Genomic DNA, 21,819 nt, shown 5'->3' on the forward strand with positions numbered 1-21,819 from the left:
TCCACCCCCTCTGACTCGTTGTCGCGGCAGAAAGTTCGGCGCGATTTCCGGCGCGCTCATGCGCTCGCACCGAGCCAGGCCTGGTTGGGAACTGCTCGGGGTGGGCACAAAGGCTGCGGTTCGGCGCTCGGGTGGGAGAAGGGTTTTGGGCCCGGCTGGCAAGTACGGGTGAGGACGCGCTCTTCCGAAGAGTGCGGCGTGAGGAGTTCTGGGATGCGGATGACGAGGATCGCCATGCTCGGGATCGTGGTGGCGGTCGCGGGAGTGGCCCTGTACGGAGTACCGGCCAGTCCGTTCGACCACAAGGACGTTCCGATCCGGCCGGCCGCTCACTCGTCGGTCGATCCGGACGACTCCGCCGGCAAGAACAGCCCCGACGGCACGGACGCCAGCGGCGAGCAGGACCCAGGCACGCCGGATCCAGATGCACAGTCAGGCGACCAGAAGCCGGGCTACCAGACGTCGGCGTCGACGCCGGGCGACGACTCGCGGATCACCTATCCGGATCGCGGCACCGTCTCGTACTCGGTCCTCCCCGGCGACCCCACAACCATCGGTAGCTCCGGTCGGCTGATGAAGTTCCAGATCGCCATCGAGGGTGGGATCCAGGGGGTCGACGGGCCGGCGTTCGCCAAGTTCATCCGCGACACGTACGGCGCCCCGCAGGGCTGGGCGTCAGCCGGCCGATGGCGATTCCGCCAGGTCGGCCCGGGACAGCCCGCCGACTTCAAGCTCCTGCTCGTCACGCCCGATACCCGCGACACCCTCTGCGGCGGCGGCCCGGACCGCTACACGAGCTGCCGGATCGCCGATCGCGTCGTACTGAACGTCGCGCGGTGGGCCCACGCAGTACCGAACTACGGCGCCTCGCTGACGGCGTACCGCCAGTACATGGTCAACCACGAAACCGGCCACCGCCTCGGCAACCACCACGAACTCTGCCGCGGCCCGGGTCAGCCGGCGCCTGTGATGGAACAGCAGACGCTCGGCTTACACGGGTGCGTCGCAAACTCGTGGCCCTACCTCAACGGCACCCGCTACAAGGGCCGCGCCGGGCAGTACAACGACCCCATTCCGACCAGCTAGTTACTCCTGGATGATCGAGAGGATGTTGCCCGCCGGGTCCTTGAACCAGGCGATCAACGGGCCGCCACCGCGGACGATCCCCACCTCGTCGTGCTTGTCGTTGTAGCGCTCGAACACGATGCCGCGAGCGATGAGTTCCTTCGCGGCGGCGTCGATGTCGTCCACCGGGAAGTTGAGAATCGTGTACTCCGCGGGAACGTGCTCCGACTTCGGGTAGACCAGGACCGGGATGCCGCCGGCGATCCGCAGCCGCAGCATCCCGTGCTGCTCGCTCACGTCCAGCCCGAGCGTCTCGCCGTAGAACTTCTTCGCCGCCGCGATGTCGTCCACCGCGAACCCGCTGAAAGCCTTCGTCTCCTTGAACATCGCGCCCTCCACTCCCGAGGCGCCCCAGCGGTGCCTCTCACCCGAACGTCGAGACCACCACCAGAACTTCGACACGTTCCGGCCCGTCGCCTCGGTGCCGGTCAGTTCGGCTGCTGGGGTGGTCAGTTGTTGAGAGCGGTGGGATGTGTGACGGCCGCGGTGACCGCGGCGGATTCGAGGCCGTCGGCGACCGTGTGGAGGAGGCGGGCCAGCTGGGCGGCGTCCGCCGGGCCGAGGATGCCGGTGATGACGTCGAGGACGCGGACGGTCAGGGCGTCGAGCTGGGACAGCCGCGCCTGGCCGAGGCCGGTGACGGCGAGCTGCGGCGTCGTACGGACCAGGCCGAGGGCCGCGAGCTCCGCGATCGCCAGCTCCGCCTCGCCTGCGGTGGTGCCGACCTGCTCGGCGACTCCCGCGGCGGAGTCGCGGCCGTTGGAGATCGCGCTCAGCACCAGCGCGGCCGGCATCTTCATCCCGACGGCGTCCTGGAGGCCGAGGATCAGGGGGTGGGCGTGTCCACGGACCCGCTCCACCGCGTCGAGCAGCCGGAGCGCGTCACCGACGTCGCCGATCAGGTGCTCGGTCTGAACTGTGGCGATCCCGGTGGCCTGCACGATCCGGTCAGGGACCGCCAGAGCCTTGGTTCCAGCGTCTTCGATGGTCACGCCTTCCAGCCTACGGAGTCGTTCCGACAGCCCGGCGTGTCGAAGCTGAGGAAACGCTGTGAATTGCCGATGAATCTGCATCCGAAAAGACGTTCGAAAGGGATCGGAAAGAGTTTCAGATTTTCTGGACAACTGCCCAAAAAACGTCCGTGACTTACCGTCCGCGTCGTCCGTTGGACCTAACGTGACGGTGAACACACGGCGCACCGACACCGCGCTCGCCCGCGAATCCAGGCCGACCACCAAGAGACACCAGCCAGGAGGACCAGTGACAACCGCCACCGCCATCCAGACGTCTGAGCGCCGACGTGTACGCGTCTGGTTCGGTGAGCACGTGATCGCCGACTACAACGCCGAGCCGGCGTTGGCCGAGCGGTACGCCCACGCCATGAGCCGTCGTTTCGCCGGACTGCGGGTCACCAACGACCCGATGCCCGCCGTCGACCGGCTCCCCGACCCCCTGCCCGGCGAGCGCATGTGGGATGTAGCCCCCCGCTAGTCCAATGATCGGCGGCAAGCGAGTGCGGGCGCTCTGCCCCTCGCTTGCCGCCCTCAATCCCCTGATGCGCCTGATCCCCTGTCCCCACGATCGACGTCCGCACCGCCTCCAGCATGAAGCGGTGCGGACGTTCTTTTTCGTACTGCGGCAGCCGGCTCCTGCCCCCGGGCATGTCGAGCCGCGTCGTGCGGCTCCGACGTCCAGCGCGTGAGCTGATCGTCAGCTCTCGTGACGGAGGAGATCGAGATGGACAAGCCTGTGCTGAACAGTCTGCTGCTGGGCAGTACCGATCCGGAGCGGTTGAAGAAGTGGTACGTCGACGGGTTCCACGCCGAGGTGAACGGTTACGGCAACCTTGACCTCGGCGGCTTCGTCATGGTGATCGAGAAGCGCGACGACGTAGCCGCCGCGACCGTCGAGCCCGGGCGGGTCGTGCTCAACTTCGCCGTCGAGGACATCGAGGCAGCCGCCGCCCACCTGCGGACCCTCGCCGTCGACTGGCTGGTCGAACCCGAGGACCGCGGCGTCGGCTGGTTCGCCACGCTGGTCGACCCTGACGGCAACTACGTCCAGTTGATCCAGATGAAACCCGAGTACTACGCCAACCTCTGACCGGCCGGCCGGCCGGCTCACCCACCAGGTGAGCCGGCCCACCGAGTTCAGTACACCTCGATGTCGTCCAGGAAGACGCCGTCGGCGCTGGCGGTGAAGGTGCGGGTGAAGGCCACCTTCACGTACCGGGCCTGCACCGGCGCGAAGCGAACTTCGTACCGGTTGCCCGAGGCATCGTTCGGCCGGGTCACTCCACCCCGGTCGGTCCACGTCTGGCCGTCGTCACTGGTCAGCACGCGCATGGTGTCGGGGCGGTAGCCGGAGTACTCGACATACCCCTGCATGTCCGCCTCGCGCACCACCTTCGAGGCACCCAGATCGAACGAGACGTCGAACGCCTTCGTCTCACCCGGTCCGCCCTGGATGACGTACGGGCGGCCGTCGCCCCAGTTGTCGGAGATCACGCCGTCCGTCGACTCCAGCCCGGTCGCGTCCGGGAACCGGTCCGGCGGCGTCCACGACTTCGTGTACGTCCTCCCGCCGACCAGGTTCGGCCGCGGCAACGCGAAGCCGGCCACCTTGAAGCCGACCAGGTCCGGCGCCGCCTCCTTGAGCCGCACGTAGCGAGCCTTCGCGTTGATCCCGACGAAGTCCTCACCCCCGTCGGTCGCCGTACGCCGGGCCGCGTCGACCCAGTTCACGCCGTCGTACGACGTCTGGATCGTGTACGCCGTGGGATGCGTGGCGCCCCAGCGAAGGGAGACACCGTCGACCTGGTGCTGCGAGCCGAGATCCGCGGCCGCGCCGGTCTTGATCGTCGCCGCGAGGTCACGGGCTGCCAGCGGCTTCCCCGCGGCCGCGTCGAGGACGAGCGACCGGATCCGGTCGAGGAAGGTGACGTCGCCGGTGAACGTGCCCGGCTTGCTGGCCAGCGCCAGGGCCAGGTCCGTGGCGAGGTCCGGGTGGGTCTTCTTCAGGATCGTCACCACCTCCCAGTCCTCGATGCCGTCCCGCAGCGACTCCAGCCGGAGCGTGCGCTCGAGCAGGTTGTGCTCGCGGTCGGGATTGACCACCCAGTAGTCGCCCTTGACGTCCTGGTCGTCCATCGAGATGTTCCAGTTGTTGAAGGCCCACTGCAGATGGCCGTTCGCGTTCCGGGCGGCCGCGAGCCAGCCGATCAGCCGCTGGTAGTACTCCGGCTGGTCGATGAAGCGGTTGAGGTAGCCCAGCGTCGGGATGTTGCAGTTGTAGAGCCACAGGTCCTTGCCCTCAGCCCGGGCCTGGTCGAAGGGGCCGGGGTTCCACTCGTAGTTGAGCAGGTTGGGAATGGTGATGTCCTCGCGCTTGCTCACCTCGCTGGCGACCGGGTCGGAGAAGGTGGCGTCACCGATCTTCACGTCCGGCCAGATCGCCTTCACCTCGTCGAAGATGCCGTTCCAGCCGTTGCGGCCGGCGTCACCCTGCGGCTCGTCGCCGATGTGCATCCACCACAGCTTCTCCCAGCCCATCGCCTTCACGTGATCACGCAGCGCGGCGACGTACTGATCGACCCAGCTGGTGCCATCGGGTGAGTCCCACGGGACGAGCTTCTTCACCGCTTTGCCGTCCGGCCCGGCGGCCAGCGTCTCCATGTCCCAGTGGGTGCCGGAGTTCGGGCCGCCGTTCACCCAGAAGCCTTCGAGCCGGCTGACCGTGCCACGGTCGCGGAAGAACTTCACCACCTGGTCGATGGCGCTCCAGTCGAAATGAACCTTGCCGTCGGCATCGACCGTCGTCCCGCCCTGCAGCAACAAAGTTGCCATCGGCAACGTGAGGTCGTTGTTCCGGTACTCCTTGCGGACCTTGGCGTAGTCCTCCATCAACTGCCACCACTTCGGGGTGAACGGGGAGTAGCCGTAGTTCGCGAGCATCGTCTCGACCGGCGGTTCCTGGTACGACACGGTGCCGAAGAACAGCGTCCACTCGACGTCGGTGAAGCCGCTGTCCTTCGCGTCGGGAATGGTGACCGGCCGGACGTTCACCGACAGCGGGACGACCATGGTGCCCTGGTCGGTCTCGACCCGGACCGAGCCGCGGTAGACACCGCCGGCTGCGGACTTGGGGACGTGGACCCGCACCCAGATCGGCTGGGTGGTGTTCGCGGCGACCGTGGTACTGGGGGAGTTCGACAGGCCGTCGGGGAAGTTGTCCGGGGCCGGGCGGCTCGGCGCGTACACGTACTGGTTCCCGCCGAACACCGAGTTGTGGTTGAGCGCGGTGAACTTGACGAAGTTGTAGGTCAGGTTCGACGCGGGGATCTCGCGGAGCCCGGCCCGGAGTGGGCCGAAGCTGACGCGCTTGATCGTGAACGCCTTCGACCGGCGGACGGCGACCTGCCCGGCCTCGAACTCGTTCCGGGCGGTGTCGAGCGAGACCCCGGCGGTTGCTCCACTGTCGGACGGCAGCGAGTCGGGGAACAGGTGGGTCGAGGCCCTTGCGGCCCACACCTGGGTCTGTACTGCGGCTTCCGCGGCGGCGGCGCCGTTGGACCGATAGGTGGTCAGAGCGGTGATGCTGGCCGTCGCCACCAGGGCGGCGAGCACCTTACGACCGGTTGGATTCATCGGAGGAACCTCCTGCTGACGGTCAGGAATCCTCATTCTTGAAGCTGGGCACCAGCACGTCGACCAACCCGACTAGACCACTCAAGGGGAGCGGCAGATGGAAGAGTTCAGGATTAGCGTCCCGCAGGCGGACCTGGACGACCTGCGCGACCGGCTCCGGCGCATCCGCTGGCCACGCGCTCTCCCCACGACCGGCTCCGCCTGGGATCGCGGCGTACCGGTCGACTACCTGCGGTCGGTGGTCGACCGCTGGCTGGCCTACGACTGGCGCGAGTGGGAGGAGCGCCTGAACACATTCCCGCAGTACGTGACCCGCATCGACGAGCAGACGATCCACTTCCTGCACGTCCGCTCGCCCGAGCCGGACGCGATGCCGTTGATCCTCACGCACGGCTGGCCGGGGTCCGTCGCGGAGTTCCTCGACATCCTCGGCCCGCTCACCGATCCGCGCTCGTACGGCGCCGACCCGGCCGACGCCTTCCACGTGGTCGCACCGTCCGTCCCGGGCCACGGCTTCTCGGTCCCGCTCGAACAACCCGGCTGGAACCATGAGCGGATCGCTCGCGCCTGGGCGGTGCTGATGAGTCGCCTCGGCTACAGCCGGTACGGCGCGCAGGGCGGCGACACCGGGTCGGTGGTGTCACCCCTGGTTGGTGGCGTCGACCCCGACCACGTCGTCGGAGTACACATCAACGGGGGACTCGCTTTCCCGAAGGCGCGACCGGGCGATCTCGACGACCTCGGTCCGCGCGACCGAGCGAAGCTGGAGTTGGCCGAGCACATCCGCCGTACGGGGACCGGATACGCCGAACAGCAGTCGACCAAACCGCAGACCGTCTCCTTTGCCCTGAGTGATTCGCCGGTCGGGCAACTGGCCTGGGTCCTGGAGAAGTTCCACGACTGGAGCGACCCGACCCGAGCCCTCCCCGAAGATGCCGTTGCTCTCGGCCACCTTCTGACCGACGTCTCGATCTACTGGTTCACCAACACCAGCGCGACCAGCGCGAACCTGTACTACGAGAACCGACTGGTTGCCGAGGGCACCGGTCGCTCCGGCGTGCCCACCGGCGTCGCGGTGTTTCCGACGGATCCGGCGATCAGGCACATCCTCGAGCGTGAGCACACGATCACGCACTGGCAGGAGTACGACCGGGGCGGCCACTTCGCCGCCCTGGAGGCGCCCGACCTGCTGGTCGACGACATCCGGACCTTCTTCCGCACCCTCCGTTAGTTCATCGGGACAACACCTGGCGGTCACCAGGAACGGCGATGATTCCGCGGGAATCCGCCGTCCGAGAGGGAACACGATGGGACACTCCCACGCCGGTCACCGCCACGACCACGACCACGGGGCCGGTCACGGCAACGGTCACGGGGCCGGTCACGGCCACGGGCATGGTCATGGGCACGACCACGAGCACCACCACCCGAACACCGAGCTGGACGCGGCGACGACGGCCGCGCTGGACGAGTCGATCCCGGACAGCGACCTCTCACCGACCGAGGTGTCCCGCCGTACGCTGCTCCGCTCGGCCGGCGTCCTCGGTGGAACCGCCGCGCTCGCCGTCAGCGGCGCAGGTGTCGCAGCCGCTGCGCCGAAGGGCGACTCGGTCCTCTTCAAGCACGGCAACAAGCCGCGGGTGTGGCTCGCCGGCGACCACCACATCCACACCCAGCTGAGCTCCGACGGCCTGTACCGCGTGATCGACCAGGCGCGCCACGCCGCCGCGTTCGGTCTCGACTGGCTCGTCATCACCGACCACGGTGGCGCCACCCACGCCCGGATCGGCGTCGACCTGGTCAACCCGCAGATCAAGGCGGCCCGGACCGAACTGAAGGACACGCTGATCTTCCAGGGCCTGGAGTGGAACATCCCGGCCGCCGAACACGGCACGGTCTTCGTCGCACCCGGTTCGCGCGAGGTCGAAGTACTGAAGCAGTTCGAGAACAGCTACGACGGCAGCGTCAACAACGCTGGGGCGAACTCGCCGGCCAACGAGCAGCTCGCGCTCGACGGCATCCACTGGCTCGGGCAGCAGGTGGATCGGCGTCGGGTCCAGGACGCGCTGTTCCTGGCGAACCACCCAGCCCGCAACGGCATCGACAGCCCGCACGAGATCCGGAACTGGCGCGACGCCGATCCGCGCATCGCGATCGGCTTCGAGGGTGCGCCCGGTCACCAGGCCGGCGGCCTGCCGAAGGGCATCGGCTCCGGCGGCGCCCGTGGTCTCTACGGCAACGCGCCGAACGCGAACTCGTTCCCCGGCTACCCGGCGGAGAGCTACCGCACCTGGGGCGGCTTCGACTGGATGACCGCGACCGTCGGTGGGCTGTGGGACAGCTTGCTCGCCGAGGGCAAGCCCTGGTGGGTCAGCGCGAACTCCGACTCGCACCAGAACTGGAACGAGACCTCGCGTCGCCCCGACGGTTCGGACCAGGCGCAGTTCGATCGCGACGGCCGCTACATGGATCCGGTCTACGGCAACACCGTCAACGCGCTCAACAACGACTTCTGGCCGGGCTTCTACAGCCGCACGCATGTCGGCGCCGAGCGACGCGACTACCTGTCGGTGATGGAAGGCATGCGCAGCGGCCGCATGTGGATCGACCACGGCATGCTCGCCAAGGGCGTCGAACTGGAGGTCCGCGAGGTCGGCCACCGGTACGGCGAACCGCTCGGTGGCGCGCTGGTCGTTCGGCGCGGCCGGCCGGTGGAGCTGGTCGTACGGATCACCACCCAGACGATGCCGAACTGGGCCAACTTCGTACCGCTCCTCAACCGGGTGGACGTGATCCGTGGCGCGGTGAAGGGTGCGGTCAGCGACCGGGACACCTTCACAGCGCCCGACACCAAGGTCGTCCGGCAGTGGGACACGTCCGGCAAGCGCGGCACCTTCGAACTCGTCCTGCCGCTGGGTAAGGCGGAGGAGCCGTACTACGTGCGCGTCCGCGGCACCGACGGCAACCGTAGTCAGCCCGGCTACTTGGGCGCGGCGATCGACCCGCAGGGCCCGGCGCTCGACGTAGTCGGCGACGCCGATCCCTGGACCGACCTGTGGTTCTACACGAACCCGATCTGGGTCCTGCCGACCAAGTGATCATCGCCATCGACGCGGCCAGCCGCGACACCACCGAAGCCGAACACCTCCTCCACGAGCTGCTCGGCCCACTCCCCGGCGAGGTCGTCGCCTGCACCCACACAATCTCAACCGGCGACCACCCCCACCTCGCCATCTCCCTCACCATCCCACCCGACCCCTCCACCACCTTCACCGGTTCGACCGCCTTCACCGGTTCGACCGCCTTCACCGGTTCGACCGCCTTCACCGGTTCGACCGCCTTCACCGGTTCGACCGCCTTCACCGGTTCCACCGCCTTCACCGGTTCCACCGCCTCCACCGGTTCCACCGCCTCCACCGGTTCCACCGCTTTCACCGGTTCCGGCGGTTCCCGCGCCCTCACCACCTCCACCGGCTCGGCTGGTTCCGCCACCTCCGCCACCTCCGCCGGCTCGGCCGGTTCGGGGGTTGGGGGCGAGGGGGTGGTGGCTCGGGTGCGGGGGTGGTTGGGGGAGCGGGCGGTGGGGTCGGCGATCACGTGGAGTGGCGCCTCCGAGCCGGAGTTGTCGGGGCCGAGTCAACTGGTTCGCGGCGCCTACGCGGCTGCGGTTGAGAGTGCGCTCGGGACGGCTGGACGCTTGGTGCGCTTCCCCGGCTCCGAGCACGTCCGCGGAGTGATGACCGCACTGCAACTACGCGACCTCTGCGGCATCGACCACATCGAAGCCTTGGGTGGACTACCTGTCGACGACTACACGGTGATCGACACGCTCGACTTCATCCGTCCGATCCGCCGCGACGGCCGGGTGGTCCTGCTCGTCCAGCCGGCCGCAGGCGACGTACTGATCCCCTTCGAAGTCGAACACCAGCAGAAGTGCTGTGCCGATCACTGACCTCGGACATCCCAGCCGTCCGCGTCCCGTAGTACCGGCGGGAGCGGACCGATGACGCCGAGGCGCTGCGTGCAGCGAGTCAGGGCGACGTAGAGATCGCGTAGTCCGCGCGGGGACTCCACCATGATGCCCTCCGGGTCGACGACCAGGACGGAGTCGAACTCGAGGCCCTTGGCACCGGCCACGGTCAGCACGGTGATGTCGGCGTGTTCGCCGATCGCCTCCTGGACCAGTTCGAGCCGCGACCGCGAGGTGATCACGCCGACCTGGCCGTGGTGCACCTCCTCGCGCGCCACCTTCCCGACGTACTGCGCCTGGTCGGTCGGTCCGACCTCTTCGTACCAAGGCCGGACGCCGGTCGACCGCACCGACTCGGGCGCTTTCGCGTCCGGATCGACCTCGGTCAGCACGTGGGCCGCGAGGTCCATCACCTCGGCCGGGGTGCGGTAGTTGACCGTCAGCTCCGCCAGCCGCCAGCGATCTCCGAACGTCGGCGCGAGCGCCCGCCGCCAACTCGTCCCCCCACCGGCGGCACCGGTCTGGGCGACATCGCCGACCAGCGTCATCGACCGCAGCGGGCACCGCCGTCCGATCGCGCGCCACGCCATCGGCGACAACTCCTGCGCCTCGTCCACGATCACGTGCCCGTACGTCCAGCGGCGATCGGCCGCGGCCCGGTCGGCCAAGGTGCGATCGTCGTCGGCCTCGTACCGCTCGGCGAGCGCCTCGGCGTCGAGAATGTCCTTGGCCGAAAGGACTTCCGCCTCGTCGTCATCGTCGTAGTCGGTCGATCCGGAACCGCTCAGCACGTCCAAAGAGCCTTGTGCATAAGCGATTGCGCGGGCCCGCTCCGCCTTGCGGCGGGCAAGGTCCTTGTCGTCCTCACCGAGCAGCTCGGCCGCCTCGTCGAGCAACGGCACATCGGCGGGGCTCCAGTCGTCGCCGTACCGGAGCAGGTGTTCGCGGTCGAGCTCGCTCAGTTGCGGTGCCGCCGACGCGAGGCGCTTCTCGTCGCCGAAGAGATCGACCAGCAGATCCTGGGGGCTGAGCATCGGCCAGAGCAGGTCGAGCAGCCTGCGGATCGCGGGCTCGGCGAGGATCTCCTTGCGGAGCTCGGCCAGGTCGTACTCGTCGAGCAGGTTCTCCCCGTCGAGCGGATCGGTGCCGATCAGGTCGGCGTACTGATCGGTGAGATGGTCGACGACGTCCTTCAGGAAGAACGGCCGGGCCTGGTTGTGGGTGGTCTGGCGAGCCCTCGCGCTGCCGCGCGCGTCCTGGACGACGGCGGGGTCCAACCGCAGTACGGTCCGGTCGACCGTCACCTCGATGGGTTCGCTCGGCACCCACTGGCGATCCGCGACGGCCTTCGCGATCACGTCGGCCATCACGGCGCGGCCCTTCACCTCGGTGACCTCGGCGGGCTCGGGGCGGGTCGCGGTGAGACCCGGGTACAGCTCTGCGAGCGTGACCAGGCGGACACCGTCCTCGCCGAGCGACGGCAGCACCTGACCGATGAACTTCAAGAACGTCGGATTCGGCCCGACGACGAGAATTCCGCGCTTTTCCAGTTGGGCCCGATGGGTGTACAGCAGAAATGCCGCCCGGTGCAATGCGATCGCCGTTTTGCCGGTCCCCGGGCCGCCCTGGACGACCAGGATTCCGGCCAGGTCGGAGCGGATGATCCGGTCCTGGTCGGCCTGGATCGTCCGCACGATCGACTCCATCGTGCCGGTCCGTCGCGCGTTCAGCGCGCCCAGCAGGATCTGCTCGCCGACGACGCCGCGGCCAGGCTGCGAGGCCCCGGCCGCCGATCGCGTGTAGTCGAGCTGCTCGTCCTGTACGTCGAGCACTCGGCGCAACCGGGTCTGGATGTGCCGGCGCCGGACGACGCCGTGATTCTCGACCGCGGTGGCGATATAGAACGGCCGGGCGGCAGGCGCCCGCCAGTCGGTGAGCAGTGGTTCGTAGTCCTCGTCGTGCAGGCTGAGCCGGCCGATGTGCAGGACCTCGCCGTCGGCGTCGTCGAGCCGGCCGAAGCAGAGACCCTCCTCGGCCGCGTTCAGCCGGGAGAGCCGGGCGTTCAGGTCACGGACCCGGCCGTCGCGCTGGTGCAAGGCCTGCCGGTTCCGGGTGCCGGCGACCTGTTCGTCCGCCCGGCGGCGCTCGGTCAGCGCGCGCTCGTGGTCGAGCGTCGCGTAGAAAGCCGTCAGATGAACCTGTTCATCCTGGACTGGATTCAGCAATTCCAACCCCTTGTGATAAAATTCCAACCCCTTGTGATAGACTGCGTGCGCAGGAGCCCGGGAAATACTTGAGGGTGGATTCCTTGGTGGGCCACAAATGCGAAAGTTTAACGCATTTCACCTTTGCTGGGCAGACCGCCGATGACCTTGGCCGGTGCCGGGTTTGACCTCAAGTCTTGTTGAGGTACTAGCGTCCAGGACGTGACTGTCCATCCGCTCGTCGTGGCCGTGGTGGTGCGTTCGACCGAGCCCGGGCGGTTCGGGACGGTCGCGACCGCGTGGTTCGCGCGGCAGGTGGAGCGCCGCGACGACTTCAAGCTCGATCTGATCGACCTCGCGACCACGTCGCCCGACTCGCTGCGAGAGCGGATCGACACTGCCGACGCGGCCGTGATCGTCTGTCCGGAGTACAACCACTCCTTCCCCGGCGAACTGAAGACCGCGATCGACTCCGTCCGCCGGCCCTGGTACGCGAAGCCGGTCGCGTTCATCGTGTACGGCGGTCGCTCGGGTGGACTCCGTGCCGCTGAGCAACTCCGCCTGGTCTTCGCCGAACTCCACGCGGTACCGATCCGCGAGACGCTCAGCTTCCACCAGGTGCCCGACTGCTTCACCGCCGAAGGTGAACCGCTCGAGCCCGGTACGACGGAGGCGGCCGCCACCTTGCTCGACCACCTCGCCTGGTGGGCCCGAGCGTTGCGGGACGCCCGCGCGAGTACGCCGTACCCGGGTTGAATCTTCGATCGAAGCTGAGCGATCGGTGGAATAGGTGGCGATGGGTGTGGGTTGGCTTTGGAAGTGAGCCCTGAACCGATGCCCCTGTCCGTGCTCGACCTGTCGCCGGTGCCGACCGGGACGCGACCGTCGGAGGCGCTGCACGAGACACTGGAACTTGCCCGTACGGCGGAAGCCGCGGGCTATCAGCGCTTCTGGCTCGCCGAGCACCACAACATCCCCAGCGTCGTGAGTTCGAGCCCTGAGGTGATGATCGCGGCCGTCGCGGCCGCCACCTCGACCATTCGCGTCGGCTCGGGCGGCATCATGTTGCCGAACCACTCGCCGCTCAAGGTCGCCGAGTGGTTCCGCGTTCTCGGTGGTCTCTATCCCGACCGGATCGACCTCGGCCTCGGTCGCGCGCCCGGCACCGACCAGCGGACCGCGCTCGCCTTGCGGCGCAGCCGTGAGACGCTCAGCGCCGACGACTTCCCCGAGCAGTACGCCGAGCTTCGCGGGTACGCCGAGGGCTTCCCGGCCGGCCACCCGTTCGCGCCGATCTCCGCGCAACCGGCGGACGTCCCGTTGCCGCCGGTGTGGATCCTCGGTTCCAGCACGTACGGCGGTCAGGCGGCCGCTGCCCTCGGGACCGGCTTCGCCTACGCCGGCCACTTCGGCACGCTGGACCCGGCCGAGGTGATGGCGACCTACCGGACACTCTTCCAGCCGTCGCCCCAGCAGGCCGAGCCGCACGCGATCCTCGCGCTCGCCGCGATCGTGGCCGAGACCGAGGAGCGCGCCCAGGAACTCGCCCTCGCGAACGCCTTGTCGATGCTCCGCCTGCGCTCCGGCCGCCCCGGTCCGCTCCCGTCGCCAGAGGAAGCCGCGGCCTACCCGTGGTCCGACGGCGAACGCGCCGCCGTCGAAGAGTGGACCGGCCTCGTCTCGGTCGGCACCCCCGACCAGGTCGCCGCCGACCTCCACCACCGCGCCCGATCCGCCGGCGCCGACGAACTCATCATCACCACCTCCATCCACAACCCCACCGAACGTCGCCACTCCTACACCCTCCTAGCCGAAGCCTGGGGCCTCAAACCGCGCTGAACCCCCGCCCTCACCACCGCGTGAACCGCGCAGGTAGAGCCCCGTCGTCTGGAAGGTATCCGGATGGGGTCAGGGGCTGGCGGGGTTTTCCACAGGGGTGCCTCGGAGGTGTTCGAAGATGAGACTGGTTTCGGCGTGGATGACGGCGGGGTCCGCGGTGAGGTGGTCCAGCACGAAGTCGCGAAGAGCGTCGGGCGAGGCGGCGGCGACGTGGAGCAGGTAGTCGTTGGCGCCGCTCACGTGGTACAGGGCCAGTACGCCGGGTAGGCGCGGCGCCTTCGTGCGGAAGCGGTCGATCTCGTCGCGGGAGTGGGCGCCGATCCGGATCGCGACCATCGCCTGCAGCGGCAGGCCGAGTGCGCCGAGATTCACGTCGGCGTGGAAGCCGCGGATGACGCCGCGGTCGCGGAGCGCGCGGACCCGGGTCAGGCAGGTCGACGGCGCGATCCCGGTCGCCTCGGCCAGCGCGTTGTTCGGCATCCGCCCGTCGGCGGTCAGCAGCCGGACCAGCTCCTGATCGACCTCGTCGAGCGCTGCCGGTACCGGCCGGGGGGCCGGTCCGGGCGTCCGGCGATCCTTCGGCATGTCCCCACTGTAAGTCCCATCCACAGAATCCACAGCGTGTGGACAAGCCTGTGGACGAATTTTCTTCGGAACTATTGCCCTCGATCAGCACAAGATTCCATTCTCGGTCCCAACCGAGGAGGCTTGATGACCCGACTGGACACCCGTTCCGTGCACGCCGGCCGCGACGACCTGACCGCGCTGGGCGTGCACGTCCCGCCGATCGACTTGTCCACGACCTACCCGCTCCCGGGCGTGGAGGCCGGCGGAGCGTCGTACGACGAACTGGCGCTCGGCAACGGCCCCGACGGCGGCAGCCTGGTCTACCAGCGGCTGTGGAATCCCACAGTTGCCCGCCTGGAAGAGGCGCTCGCCGAGCTCGAGCACTGCGACGGCGCGGTCGCGTTCGGCAGTGGCATGGCCGCGCTCACGGCCTGCCTGCTCGCGACCGTCGCGGCCGGCAAACCGCACGTGGTCGCCGTCCGCCCGCTGTACGGCGGCTCGGACCACCTGTTGTCCACAGGCCTACTCGGTACGTCGGTCAGCTGGGCGACCCCGAGTGGTGTCGCCGCGGCGATCCGGCCGGACACCGGTCTGGTACTCGTGGAAACTCCGGCCAACCCGACCGTGGAGCTTGTGGATATCGCGCAGGTGGTTCGCCAGGCCGGCCCGGAGGTTCCGGTGCTTGTGGACAACACCTTCGCGACTCCGGTGCTTCAGCAGCCGGTGGACCACGGCGCGACGCTGGTGTTGCACTCGGCAACGAAGTACCTCGGCGGTCATGGCGATGTGATGGGCGGACTCGTCGCCGGGACGACCGAGTGGGTCGCGCGACTCCGGCAGGTGCGTGCAGTGACCGGCGGCCTGCTGCACCCGCTGGCGGCGTACGAACTGCACAGAGGGCTGCAGACCTTGCCGGTGCGCGTCCGGGCGCAGCAGTCGGTGGCGTCCAAGGTTGCCGGTTGGCTGTGCGATCACCCGGCTGTGGACAAGGTGTTCTACCCCGGTCTGCCCGAGTGCGACCCGCTAGGACTCGTCGGGCGGCAGCAGGCCGGGCCGGGCGCAGTACTGGCGTTCACTACGAAGGAAGCGGCGCGGGTGGCGGCGTCGCTGCGGTTGATCACTCATGCGGTGTCGCTGGGCGGCGTGGACACTCTGATCCAGCACCCGGCAGGTTTGACGCATCGGCTCGTAGCGGCCGAGGCCCGGCCGGATCAGGACCTGCTGCGCCTCAGCGTCGGGCTCGAGGACGCAGAAGACCTGATCAGCGATCTGGCCCAGGCACTCGAGCGCGCCTGACAACCGCAGTACGGCGACCCGTAGTACCGGTCAGCTCACAGGCACCGGCGCGGTCAGGACCTTGTCGACGATGCCGTACTCGAGTGCTTGGTCGGCGGTGAACCAGCGGTCGCGGTCGAAGTCGGTCTCGATCCGGTCCAGCGGCTGGCCGGTGCGCTCGCTGATCAGCTTGGCCAGGTTCTGCCGGGCCAGGATCGCCTGCTCGGCCTGGATCTTGATGTCGGTCGCGGTACCGCCCATGCCGCCGGTCGGCTGGTGCATCATGATCCGGGCGTGCGGCAGCGAGAAGCGCTTGCCGGGAGCGCCGCAGGTCAGCAGTACCTGCCCCATCGACGCGACCAGACCCATCGCGTACGTCGCCACGTCGTTGCTGATGAAGCTCATCGTGTCGTAGATCGCCAGCCCGGCCGAGACCGAGCCGCCCGGTGAGTTGATGTAGAGCGAGATGTCCGCCTTCGGGTCCTCGGCGTTCAGCAGCAGGAGCTGGGCGCAGAGGGCGTTCGCGTTCTCGTCCTTGATCTCGTCGCCGAGCACCAGGATCCGCTGCCAGAGCAGCCGCTGGTAGATGTGGTTGTCGAGGGCATTCGGGAGGTTCGTCTCGCTCATGCTCTCCAGCGTGACCCCGGCCGGCGCCGGAGTCGCGGGAATCTGCCCGTGGCAGATCTGCCCACCGCAGACCCGGCGGGGATGGCACACTCGGTACAGGACCAGAGACCAGGAGGGCCAGACGTGTTGCTACGCCAGGTGATCGGGAACGTCTTCCGCCGGCTGCGGCGCGAGCGGGGGATCACCCTGCGCGAGCTCGCCGAGCAGGCCCAGGTGTCGGTGCCGTACCTCTCCGAGATCGAGCGCGGTCGCAAGGAGCCCTCGTCGGAGATCCTGGCGGCCATCTGCCGGGCGCTCGACCTGGAGCTGGCCGACCTGCTGCACGAGGTCCAGTACGACCTGGCCACGGTCGCGCGTACGGCGCTGCCGATCCGCCTGCAGACCGCGGCGATCCAGGTGCGCGAGTCGGAGTCGGTCCGGGTCTCGTCGTCCGTGTCGAACTCGTACTCCACGACCGCACAGGCGTTCGCGCTGGTCGCCTAGGTGCTCTGGTACCACCACCCTGCCGCCCGGGACTGGCGGTGTTCGGCCGCGCCTACCGAAGTACAGGCGTTTCATCACAGGCTGGCTGACTACGCGCCGACGCCGTTGACCGACGTGCCTTCGTTGGCGGCGGAGCTGGGGGTTGGCCGGGTCCTGGTGAAGGACGAGTCCGAGCGATTCGGACTGGGAGCCTTCAAGGCGCTCGGAGCGTGGTGGGCGATTCACTGCGCGGTCGAGGAACACGACGGACCTCTGGAGCTCGTCACTGCCACCGACGGCAATCACGGCCGGGCGGTAGCCAGGATGGCGGCGATGCTCGGCCTGCCGGCGCACGTGTTCGTGCCAGACGTCATCAGCGACCGAGCTGTCGACGCGATCCGCGCAGAGGGCGCGACCGTCACGGTCGTACCTGAGTCGTACGACGCTGCGGTGGCTGCCGCGGCCGACTCTGCAACGGGTAGCCGGGTGCTCATCCAGGACGCGGCCTGGCCGGGGTACGAGGTTGTGCCACAGCGCATCGTCGACGGCTACTCGACTTTGTTCCGGGAGATCGACGTGGAGCCGGATCTCGTCGTGGTGCCGATGGGAGTCGGCTCTGTCGCGCAGGCGGCGGTGACGTACTACCGAAGCGGCGCGGCGGCGCCCGTAGTACTGGGTGTCGAGCCGGAACGCGCTGCGTGTGTCACTGCGAGCCTGCTGGCCGGAGAGCTCGTCTCTGTCAGCACGAGCACGACTGTGATGGCCGGACTCAACTGCGGTACGCCGTCCAGCCTCGCTTGGCCTGTACTACGTGCAGGGCTGAGCGCGGCAGTAACGGTCGAGGAGGACGAAGCGCTGAGGGCCGAGCGAGACCTTGGGGCAGCAGGGATCTCGTCTGGCCCCAGTGGAGCCGCCACCTTGGCCGGTCTTCGTGCCGCGTTGGCTGCGGGTCATCGTGAAGACCTCGAGCTCACTGAAGCCAGCACTGTCGTTTTGATCAGCACCGAAGCCTCACCTGGACACGTCGCGAGCTGACCAGGCAGGCTCGTAACCGTGGAGATCAGAGTTCGGTTTGCTGTGGACGACCGCGAACTGTCGCGACTGCACGCGCTCGCGTTCGGGTCGGCCGTCGAGGTGCAGCCGTGGGCCGCTCGGCTCGAACGGCACGCCCTCACGTGGGTCGGTGCCTTCGACAACGACTTGCTGATCGGGTTCGTCCAGGTGTGTTGGGACGGCGGCGCCCACGCGTTCGTGCTCGACACCGCTGTGCATCCGGAGTACGGCCGTCAGGGCATCGGCAAGCGGCTGGTGTGGGCCGCGGCCGCGGAGGCGAGAGCTGCGGGATGCGAGTGGTTGCACGTGGACTTCGAGCCGCACCTCGCTGACTTCTACCTGAAGGCCTGCGGCTTCTCGCACACCGACGCGGGGCTGCTCAAGCTGCGTTGAGTGCGGTCAGCCGTTCCGTCGAGACGCACGAGATCAGGCATCGCTCCTTGGCGTCGCCGAGCAGGTCGGCGGTCCAGCGAGTGAAGCCGCCGTCGCCGAGCTCGGCTCCGGCCTGGCCGATCCCGAGCGCGATGCCGGCGTAGTAGTTCGACCCCTTGGTCCGCTCCGGATCCTCCACGAAGTCCACCTTCAGCTCAGGCCGCACAGTGTCGTCGATGCGCTCCCGTACTGCGGTCGGCGCGAGCGTGGTGAAGGTCAGCTCCGCCCTGTCGCCGAGGACCTCGGCCCAGAAGCCGAGGTGATCGAGCAGCATCTCGGCCTCGGCCCGGCCGGACCCGGTGTCCCGGGTGCTCGACACCAGCGCGAACAGCTCGAAGTGCGCGAACATGCCGGGTGCGTCGACCGCCTGGGCTCGCACGACCCGCTGGCAGGTGGCCAGATCCACCCGCGCCAGGCCGGCCTTCCGGCGTACGGCGGCTTCGATCGCGAGCTCGTTGGTGGGGTCGCTGGCCACCTCCGTACCGCGGTTGGTCGTCACCACCTTGTTCTGGTCGACCGTCGCGATGGCGGAGCACGTTCCGAGCGGGGTCAGCGGGGACAGCTCCACGCCGGCGAACTTGTCCGGCAGTCGATCCCACAGCATCGTCTGGGTCTTCACCAGCTGCCGGGGGTCGACAGTGGACAGCTGGACGAAGCGGTCCTGGCGCCAGCGCTGCATGACTCGGGCCGGCGTCACCTTCGCGGCCCTTGCGCGGCTCACGTCCAGGAGGGCGCTCTGTAGCTCCGACTGGCTCAGACCGTCGATCAGTGCCTCACGGCTTCCTGTCGGCAGCCGTCGCCAGATCCGCTCGGTCACGTCACTCATCACCCAAGCTTGCCGGGTGTTGCTGCTCTCCGCCTGCTATTTGTTGCCTTCGAGGGCTCTGTACCTACTAGTATGTATGGCGACGCCCGACGCAGAGGAGTGGCCGTGTACGCGATGCAGTACGAGATCAATCTGCCGACCGATTACGACATGGGGATCATCCGGCACCGGGTGGAGACGCTGGGAAATCGCACGGACGACTTCGACGGTCTGGGGATCAAGGCGTATCTGGTGCAGGACCGGGCGAACGGCGCGATGGTGAACCAGTACGCGCCGTTCTACCTGTGGAACGATCCGGCCGGGATGAGCCGGTTCCTGTGGGGAGGCGGGTTCTTCACCGGCATCTGCAAGTCGTTCGGGCGTCCTCTCGTTTCGCACTGGACCGGTGTGGAGGTCCGGCCGGGTGAGGCGGTTGACCAGCCGGCGCTGGCGGCGACGAAGCACGTCCAGTTGCTGCCGCCCGATGTGGATCCGGCGGAGCCGGTTGCGGCGGCGGTCTCGCTGTTGGAGAAGACCGTCGGTCTGGAGGGCGTCCACAGCTCGGCGATCGCCGTGGATCCGAGCCGGTGGGAGCTGGTGCACTTCACCTTGTGGAGCGGCGAACCGGGAATCGTGCCCGGCACGCGGTACCAGGTGCTGCACTTGTCCACACCCGGCACAAAAACTCTGTTGAGCCGGTGACTTCGCGGATATCTTCTAAGGCATGAGATATCCGAGCCCACATCTTTGACGTCCTGACCGCCTGACTCTCCGCATCGTCGCCTATGCGGCGCTGCAGGACTTCATCCCGTTGTATCCGCTGTACCAGTTGCTGTTCACGGATCACGGGCTGTCGGCATCGCAAGTGTCGACGCTGTTCATCATCTGGTCGACGACCGCGTTCCTGTTCGAGGTGCCGTCCGGTGCCTGGGCGGACACGTTCTCGCGCCGCAAACTGCTGATGCTCGGTTCAGCGCTGAGTGGCCTCGGCTACGCCAGCTGGATCGTGCTGCCCACGTACGCCGGGTTCGCGCTCGGCTTCGTCCTCTGGGGCATCAGCTCCGCGCTGATCTCCGGAACTTTCGAAGCCCTCGTGTACGACGAGTTGGCCGCGCGTGGGCGCACCGGCACCTACGCCGGACTGATCGGCCGGTCCAAGGCGGCCGCGCTGGTCATGAATCTCGCGGCGACCGCGCTGGCAGCTCCGCTGTTCAAGCTCGGTGGGTATTCCCTGGCGGGTGCGGTCAGCGTGCTCAGCTGCGTCGCCCACCTGTTGGTGGCACTGTCCTTACCCGAGGCGGCTCCCGTCGCCACGGCCGACGAAACGGAGGAGGTGGAGCCTGGCGCCAGGCACGGTGCCCTCGGACGGTACCGGTTGATGCTGCTCTCGGGATTGGCCGAGGCAGGGACCAGCCGGACGGTTCGCAAGGCTGTTGCCCTGGTCGCGTTGCTGGCTGGCTTCCTGGCATTCGACGAGTATTTTCCCTTGCTGGCCAGGGATGTCGGCGCGTCGACGACCCTGGTGCCGTTGCTCATCGCGGGCACGGTGGCCGCGCAGGCGATCGGCGGTGCGCTCGCGGGAGCGGCGTACAAGGTGCGTGCTTCGGTGTTCGCGGTCGGGTTGGCGGCGACGGCCGTGCTGATCGCCTGGGGATCGTTGAGTGGGACGGCGCTCGGGTTCGTGCCGATCGCGGTGGGCTACGGGGTGATGCAGTTGGTCATCATCGTTGCCGAGGCGCGGTTGCAGGACGCGATCACCGGACCGGCCCGGGCGACGGTGATCTCGGTGTCGGGGCTGTTCGCCGAGGTGTTCGCTGTCGCTGTGTACGCCGGCTTCGCGGTCGGGTCGGTCTGGTTCACGCTGCCGGTGCTGGTCGCGGGTCTGACCGTGCCGGTGCTGCTGACCGCCTTCCTGACCCCGTTCGCCCTACCGGCACCTGCTGGTGAGGACGCGGGGGTCGGTGGGGAGGTGGGCTCAGAGCGCGAGTAGGTCGGTCAGTGACTGGGCCATGCGCTGGACGAAGCGGGTGCGGGTCGTGTCGTCGGTGAGTTCGAGGGACAGGAAGGGGTTGAGGTCTTCGAGTTCGACCAGGAGGAGTTCGCCGGTGGCGGTCCGGCAGGCGTCCACGCGCTGGATGCCGTGGTCGATCGTGTTCCAGTCGACGAACCGCTGGGCGAACGCCCGGTCGGCGTCGGTGGGTTCGTAGCGTTCGAGTTCCCAGCGCTGGGCGGGATCCGGCACGTACAAGGCGTACTGGAAGTCGTGATCGATGAAGTAGAACGACACCTCGTAACGGAAGTCGATCAAGGGCTGGGCGAGCAGGCCGTCCAGAGAAAGGTGGGTGAGTTCGTCGCGGGAGACTTTCCGAAGTCCGATCGAGTCGGAGCCCAGCTTCGGCTTGACGACATAGCTGGTTGCCTCGGGCAATGAGTCTGGCGTGCTGTCGGTCGTCGGTATGACCGGATAGCCGGCTTCGCTCAGGTCCACCAGGTACTGCTTGCCGATCATGTCCGCCTTGCCGGTCAGCTGGGTGAACACGCGGGTCCCCCGGTCGATCGCGGCTGCCCGGAATTCGTCGTACCCGGTCTGGTAGTGGATGACCGGTCCGCTGTTCCGCACGACGACGGCGTCGAAGGCGTCCATCAGCGCGGCGGCGTCGAGCGGGTGGCAGAGCGCGAGGTCGAAGTGTTCACGGAGTCGGCCGGTGAGGTAGACGTCCTCGTCGCCGTACCGCCTGCCCTTGGCGGGGTAGCTGAGGTCGGTGACGTACAGGATCTTCGCGCGCATACACGCCTCCGGTCCGGTGCGGTGCG

The 21,819-nt window shown here is 68.2% G+C and carries 22 protein-coding genes; 14 read left to right on the forward strand and 8 right to left on the reverse strand.

Annotation, left to right across the window (positions count from 1 at the left end; all coding sequences use genetic code 11):
- Window positions 1-213 precede the first annotated feature (213 nt).
- Window positions 214-1,086 (forward strand): DUF3152 domain-containing protein, encoded by an 873-nt coding sequence (locus tag EV138_RS17655; protein ID WP_238158197.1) that lies wholly within the window; start codon window positions 214-216, stop codon window positions 1,084-1,086.
- Here the strand turns inward: EV138_RS17655 and EV138_RS17660 are convergent, their stop codons facing one another.
- Window positions 1,087-1,452 (reverse strand): VOC family protein, encoded by a 366-nt coding sequence (locus tag EV138_RS17660; RefSeq protein ID WP_133979991.1) that lies wholly within the window; start codon window positions 1,450-1,452, stop codon window positions 1,087-1,089. It abuts the gene before it with no gap.
- 122 nt (window positions 1,453-1,574) lie between these two features.
- Window positions 1,575-2,117 (reverse strand): MarR family transcriptional regulator, encoded by a 543-nt coding sequence (locus tag EV138_RS17665; RefSeq protein ID WP_133979992.1) that lies wholly within the window; start codon window positions 2,115-2,117, stop codon window positions 1,575-1,577.
- A 268-nt stretch (window positions 2,118-2,385) separates the two neighbouring features.
- Between EV138_RS17665 and EV138_RS17670 the strand changes: the two genes are divergently transcribed.
- Both EV138_RS17670 and EV138_RS17675 read left to right on the forward strand, forming a co-directional pair.
- Complete coding sequence (locus EV138_RS17670) at window positions 2,386-2,616, forward strand: hypothetical protein (protein WP_112245252.1); 231 nt, start codon at window positions 2,386-2,388, stop codon at window positions 2,614-2,616.
- Between the two features lie 246 nt (window positions 2,617-2,862).
- A complete protein-coding gene (locus EV138_RS17675) occupies window positions 2,863-3,228 on the forward strand; it encodes a VOC family protein (RefSeq protein WP_133979993.1) in 366 nt (121 codons plus the stop codon).
- 47 nt (window positions 3,229-3,275) lie between these two features.
- Here EV138_RS17675 and EV138_RS17680 read toward each other — a convergent pair whose 3' ends face one another.
- Window positions 3,276-5,771: a glycoside hydrolase domain-containing protein gene (locus EV138_RS17680; RefSeq protein WP_166678625.1), complete on the reverse strand. Its 2,496-nt coding sequence runs from the start codon at window positions 5,769-5,771 to the stop codon at window positions 3,276-3,278.
- A 97-nt stretch (window positions 5,772-5,868) separates the two neighbouring features.
- On the opposite strand from EV138_RS17680, the gene EV138_RS17685 reads away from it, so the two are divergent.
- The 3 genes from EV138_RS17685 to EV138_RS38085 all read left to right on the forward strand — a co-directional run bounded on the left by EV138_RS17685 (window position 5,869) and on the right by EV138_RS38085 (window position 9,723).
- Window positions 5,869-7,002 (forward strand): epoxide hydrolase family protein, encoded by a 1,134-nt coding sequence (locus EV138_RS17685; protein ID WP_133979995.1) that lies wholly within the window; start codon window positions 5,869-5,871, stop codon window positions 7,000-7,002.
- Between the two features lie 76 nt (window positions 7,003-7,078).
- Window positions 7,079-8,869 carry a histidinol-phosphatase gene (locus EV138_RS17690; protein ID WP_133979996.1) on the forward strand — a complete coding sequence of 597 codons (1,791 nt, stop codon included), beginning with the start codon at window positions 7,079-7,081 and terminating at the stop codon, window positions 8,867-8,869.
- A complete protein-coding gene (locus EV138_RS38085; protein ID WP_238158198.1) occupies window positions 8,866-9,723 on the forward strand; it encodes a hypothetical protein in 858 nt (285 codons plus the stop codon). Before EV138_RS17690 ends, EV138_RS38085 begins: the two co-directional genes overlap by 4 nt.
- Here EV138_RS38085 and EV138_RS17705 read toward each other — a convergent pair.
- Window positions 9,717-11,966 carry a HelD family protein gene (locus tag EV138_RS17705; protein WP_133979997.1) on the reverse strand — a complete coding sequence of 750 codons (2,250 nt, stop codon included), beginning with the start codon at window positions 11,964-11,966 and terminating at the stop codon, window positions 9,717-9,719. The genes EV138_RS38085 and EV138_RS17705 overlap by 7 nt on opposite strands.
- A 201-nt stretch (window positions 11,967-12,167) precedes the next feature.
- Between EV138_RS17705 and EV138_RS17710 the strand changes: the two genes are divergently transcribed.
- Window positions 12,168-12,701: an NADPH-dependent FMN reductase gene (locus tag EV138_RS17710; protein ID WP_133979998.1), complete on the forward strand. Its 534-nt coding sequence runs from the start codon at window positions 12,168-12,170 to the stop codon at window positions 12,699-12,701.
- A gap of 63 nt (window positions 12,702-12,764) precedes the next feature.
- Window positions 12,765-13,784, forward strand: coding sequence for an LLM class flavin-dependent oxidoreductase (locus tag EV138_RS17715; protein ID WP_238158199.1), 1,020 nt, complete (start codon window positions 12,765-12,767; stop codon window positions 13,782-13,784).
- Window positions 13,785-13,853: 69 nt separating this feature from the next.
- Here the strand turns inward: EV138_RS17715 and EV138_RS17720 are convergent, their stop codons facing one another.
- On the reverse strand, window positions 13,854-14,369 hold the full coding sequence (locus EV138_RS17720) for an Lrp/AsnC family transcriptional regulator (protein WP_133979999.1): 516 nt from the start codon (window positions 14,367-14,369) through the stop codon (window positions 13,854-13,856).
- A 126-nt stretch (window positions 14,370-14,495) separates the two neighbouring features.
- Between EV138_RS17720 and EV138_RS17725 the strand changes: the two genes are divergently transcribed.
- Entirely contained in the window at window positions 14,496-15,647 is a 1,152-nt protein-coding gene (locus EV138_RS17725) for a trans-sulfuration enzyme family protein (RefSeq protein WP_133980000.1), read from the forward strand.
- 30 nt (window positions 15,648-15,677) lie between these two features.
- Here the strand turns inward: EV138_RS17725 and EV138_RS17730 are convergent, their stop codons facing one another.
- On the reverse strand, window positions 15,678-16,253 hold the full coding sequence (locus tag EV138_RS17730; protein ID WP_112245272.1) for a ClpP family protease: 576 nt from the start codon (window positions 16,251-16,253) through the stop codon (window positions 15,678-15,680).
- A 123-nt stretch (window positions 16,254-16,376) separates the two neighbouring features.
- Between EV138_RS17730 and EV138_RS17735 the strand changes: the two genes are divergently transcribed.
- From EV138_RS17735 to EV138_RS17745, 3 genes are read left to right on the forward strand one after another with little or no spacing between them, the layout of a single operon-like run.
- Entirely contained in the window at window positions 16,377-16,736 is a 360-nt protein-coding gene (locus EV138_RS17735) for a helix-turn-helix domain-containing protein (RefSeq protein ID WP_112245274.1), read from the forward strand.
- A complete protein-coding gene (locus EV138_RS17740; protein ID WP_133980001.1) occupies window positions 16,737-17,750 on the forward strand; it encodes a pyridoxal-phosphate dependent enzyme in 1,014 nt (337 codons plus the stop codon).
- Window positions 17,751-17,768: 18 nt separating this feature from the next.
- On the forward strand, window positions 17,769-18,161 hold the full coding sequence (locus tag EV138_RS17745; RefSeq protein WP_133980002.1) for a GNAT family N-acetyltransferase: 393 nt from the start codon (window positions 17,769-17,771) through the stop codon (window positions 18,159-18,161).
- On the opposite strand, the gene EV138_RS17750 is transcribed toward EV138_RS17745, so the two are convergent.
- On the reverse strand, window positions 18,148-19,026 hold the full coding sequence (locus EV138_RS17750) for a hypothetical protein (RefSeq protein ID WP_133980003.1): 879 nt from the start codon (window positions 19,024-19,026) through the stop codon (window positions 18,148-18,150). The genes EV138_RS17745 and EV138_RS17750 overlap by 14 nt on opposite strands.
- A 114-nt stretch (window positions 19,027-19,140) precedes the next feature.
- On the opposite strand from EV138_RS17750, the gene EV138_RS17755 reads away from it, so the two are divergent.
- Window positions 19,141-19,707 (forward strand): DUF4865 family protein, encoded by a 567-nt coding sequence (locus EV138_RS17755; protein WP_202866910.1) that lies wholly within the window; start codon window positions 19,141-19,143, stop codon window positions 19,705-19,707.
- Between the two features lie 109 nt (window positions 19,708-19,816).
- On the forward strand, window positions 19,817-20,995 hold the full coding sequence (locus EV138_RS17760) for an MFS transporter (protein ID WP_238158200.1): 1,179 nt from the start codon (window positions 19,817-19,819) through the stop codon (window positions 20,993-20,995).
- Here EV138_RS17760 and EV138_RS17765 read toward each other — a convergent pair.
- Window positions 20,981-21,793 carry an ATP-grasp domain-containing protein gene (locus tag EV138_RS17765; RefSeq protein WP_133980006.1) on the reverse strand — a complete coding sequence of 271 codons (813 nt, stop codon included), beginning with the start codon at window positions 21,791-21,793 and terminating at the stop codon, window positions 20,981-20,983. The genes EV138_RS17760 and EV138_RS17765 overlap by 15 nt on opposite strands.
- Between the last annotated feature and the right edge of the window lie 26 nt (window positions 21,794-21,819).

This window comes from Kribbella voronezhensis, from assembly GCF_004365175.1.
GTDB lineage: Bacteria > Actinomycetota > Actinomycetes > Propionibacteriales > Kribbellaceae > Kribbella > Kribbella voronezhensis.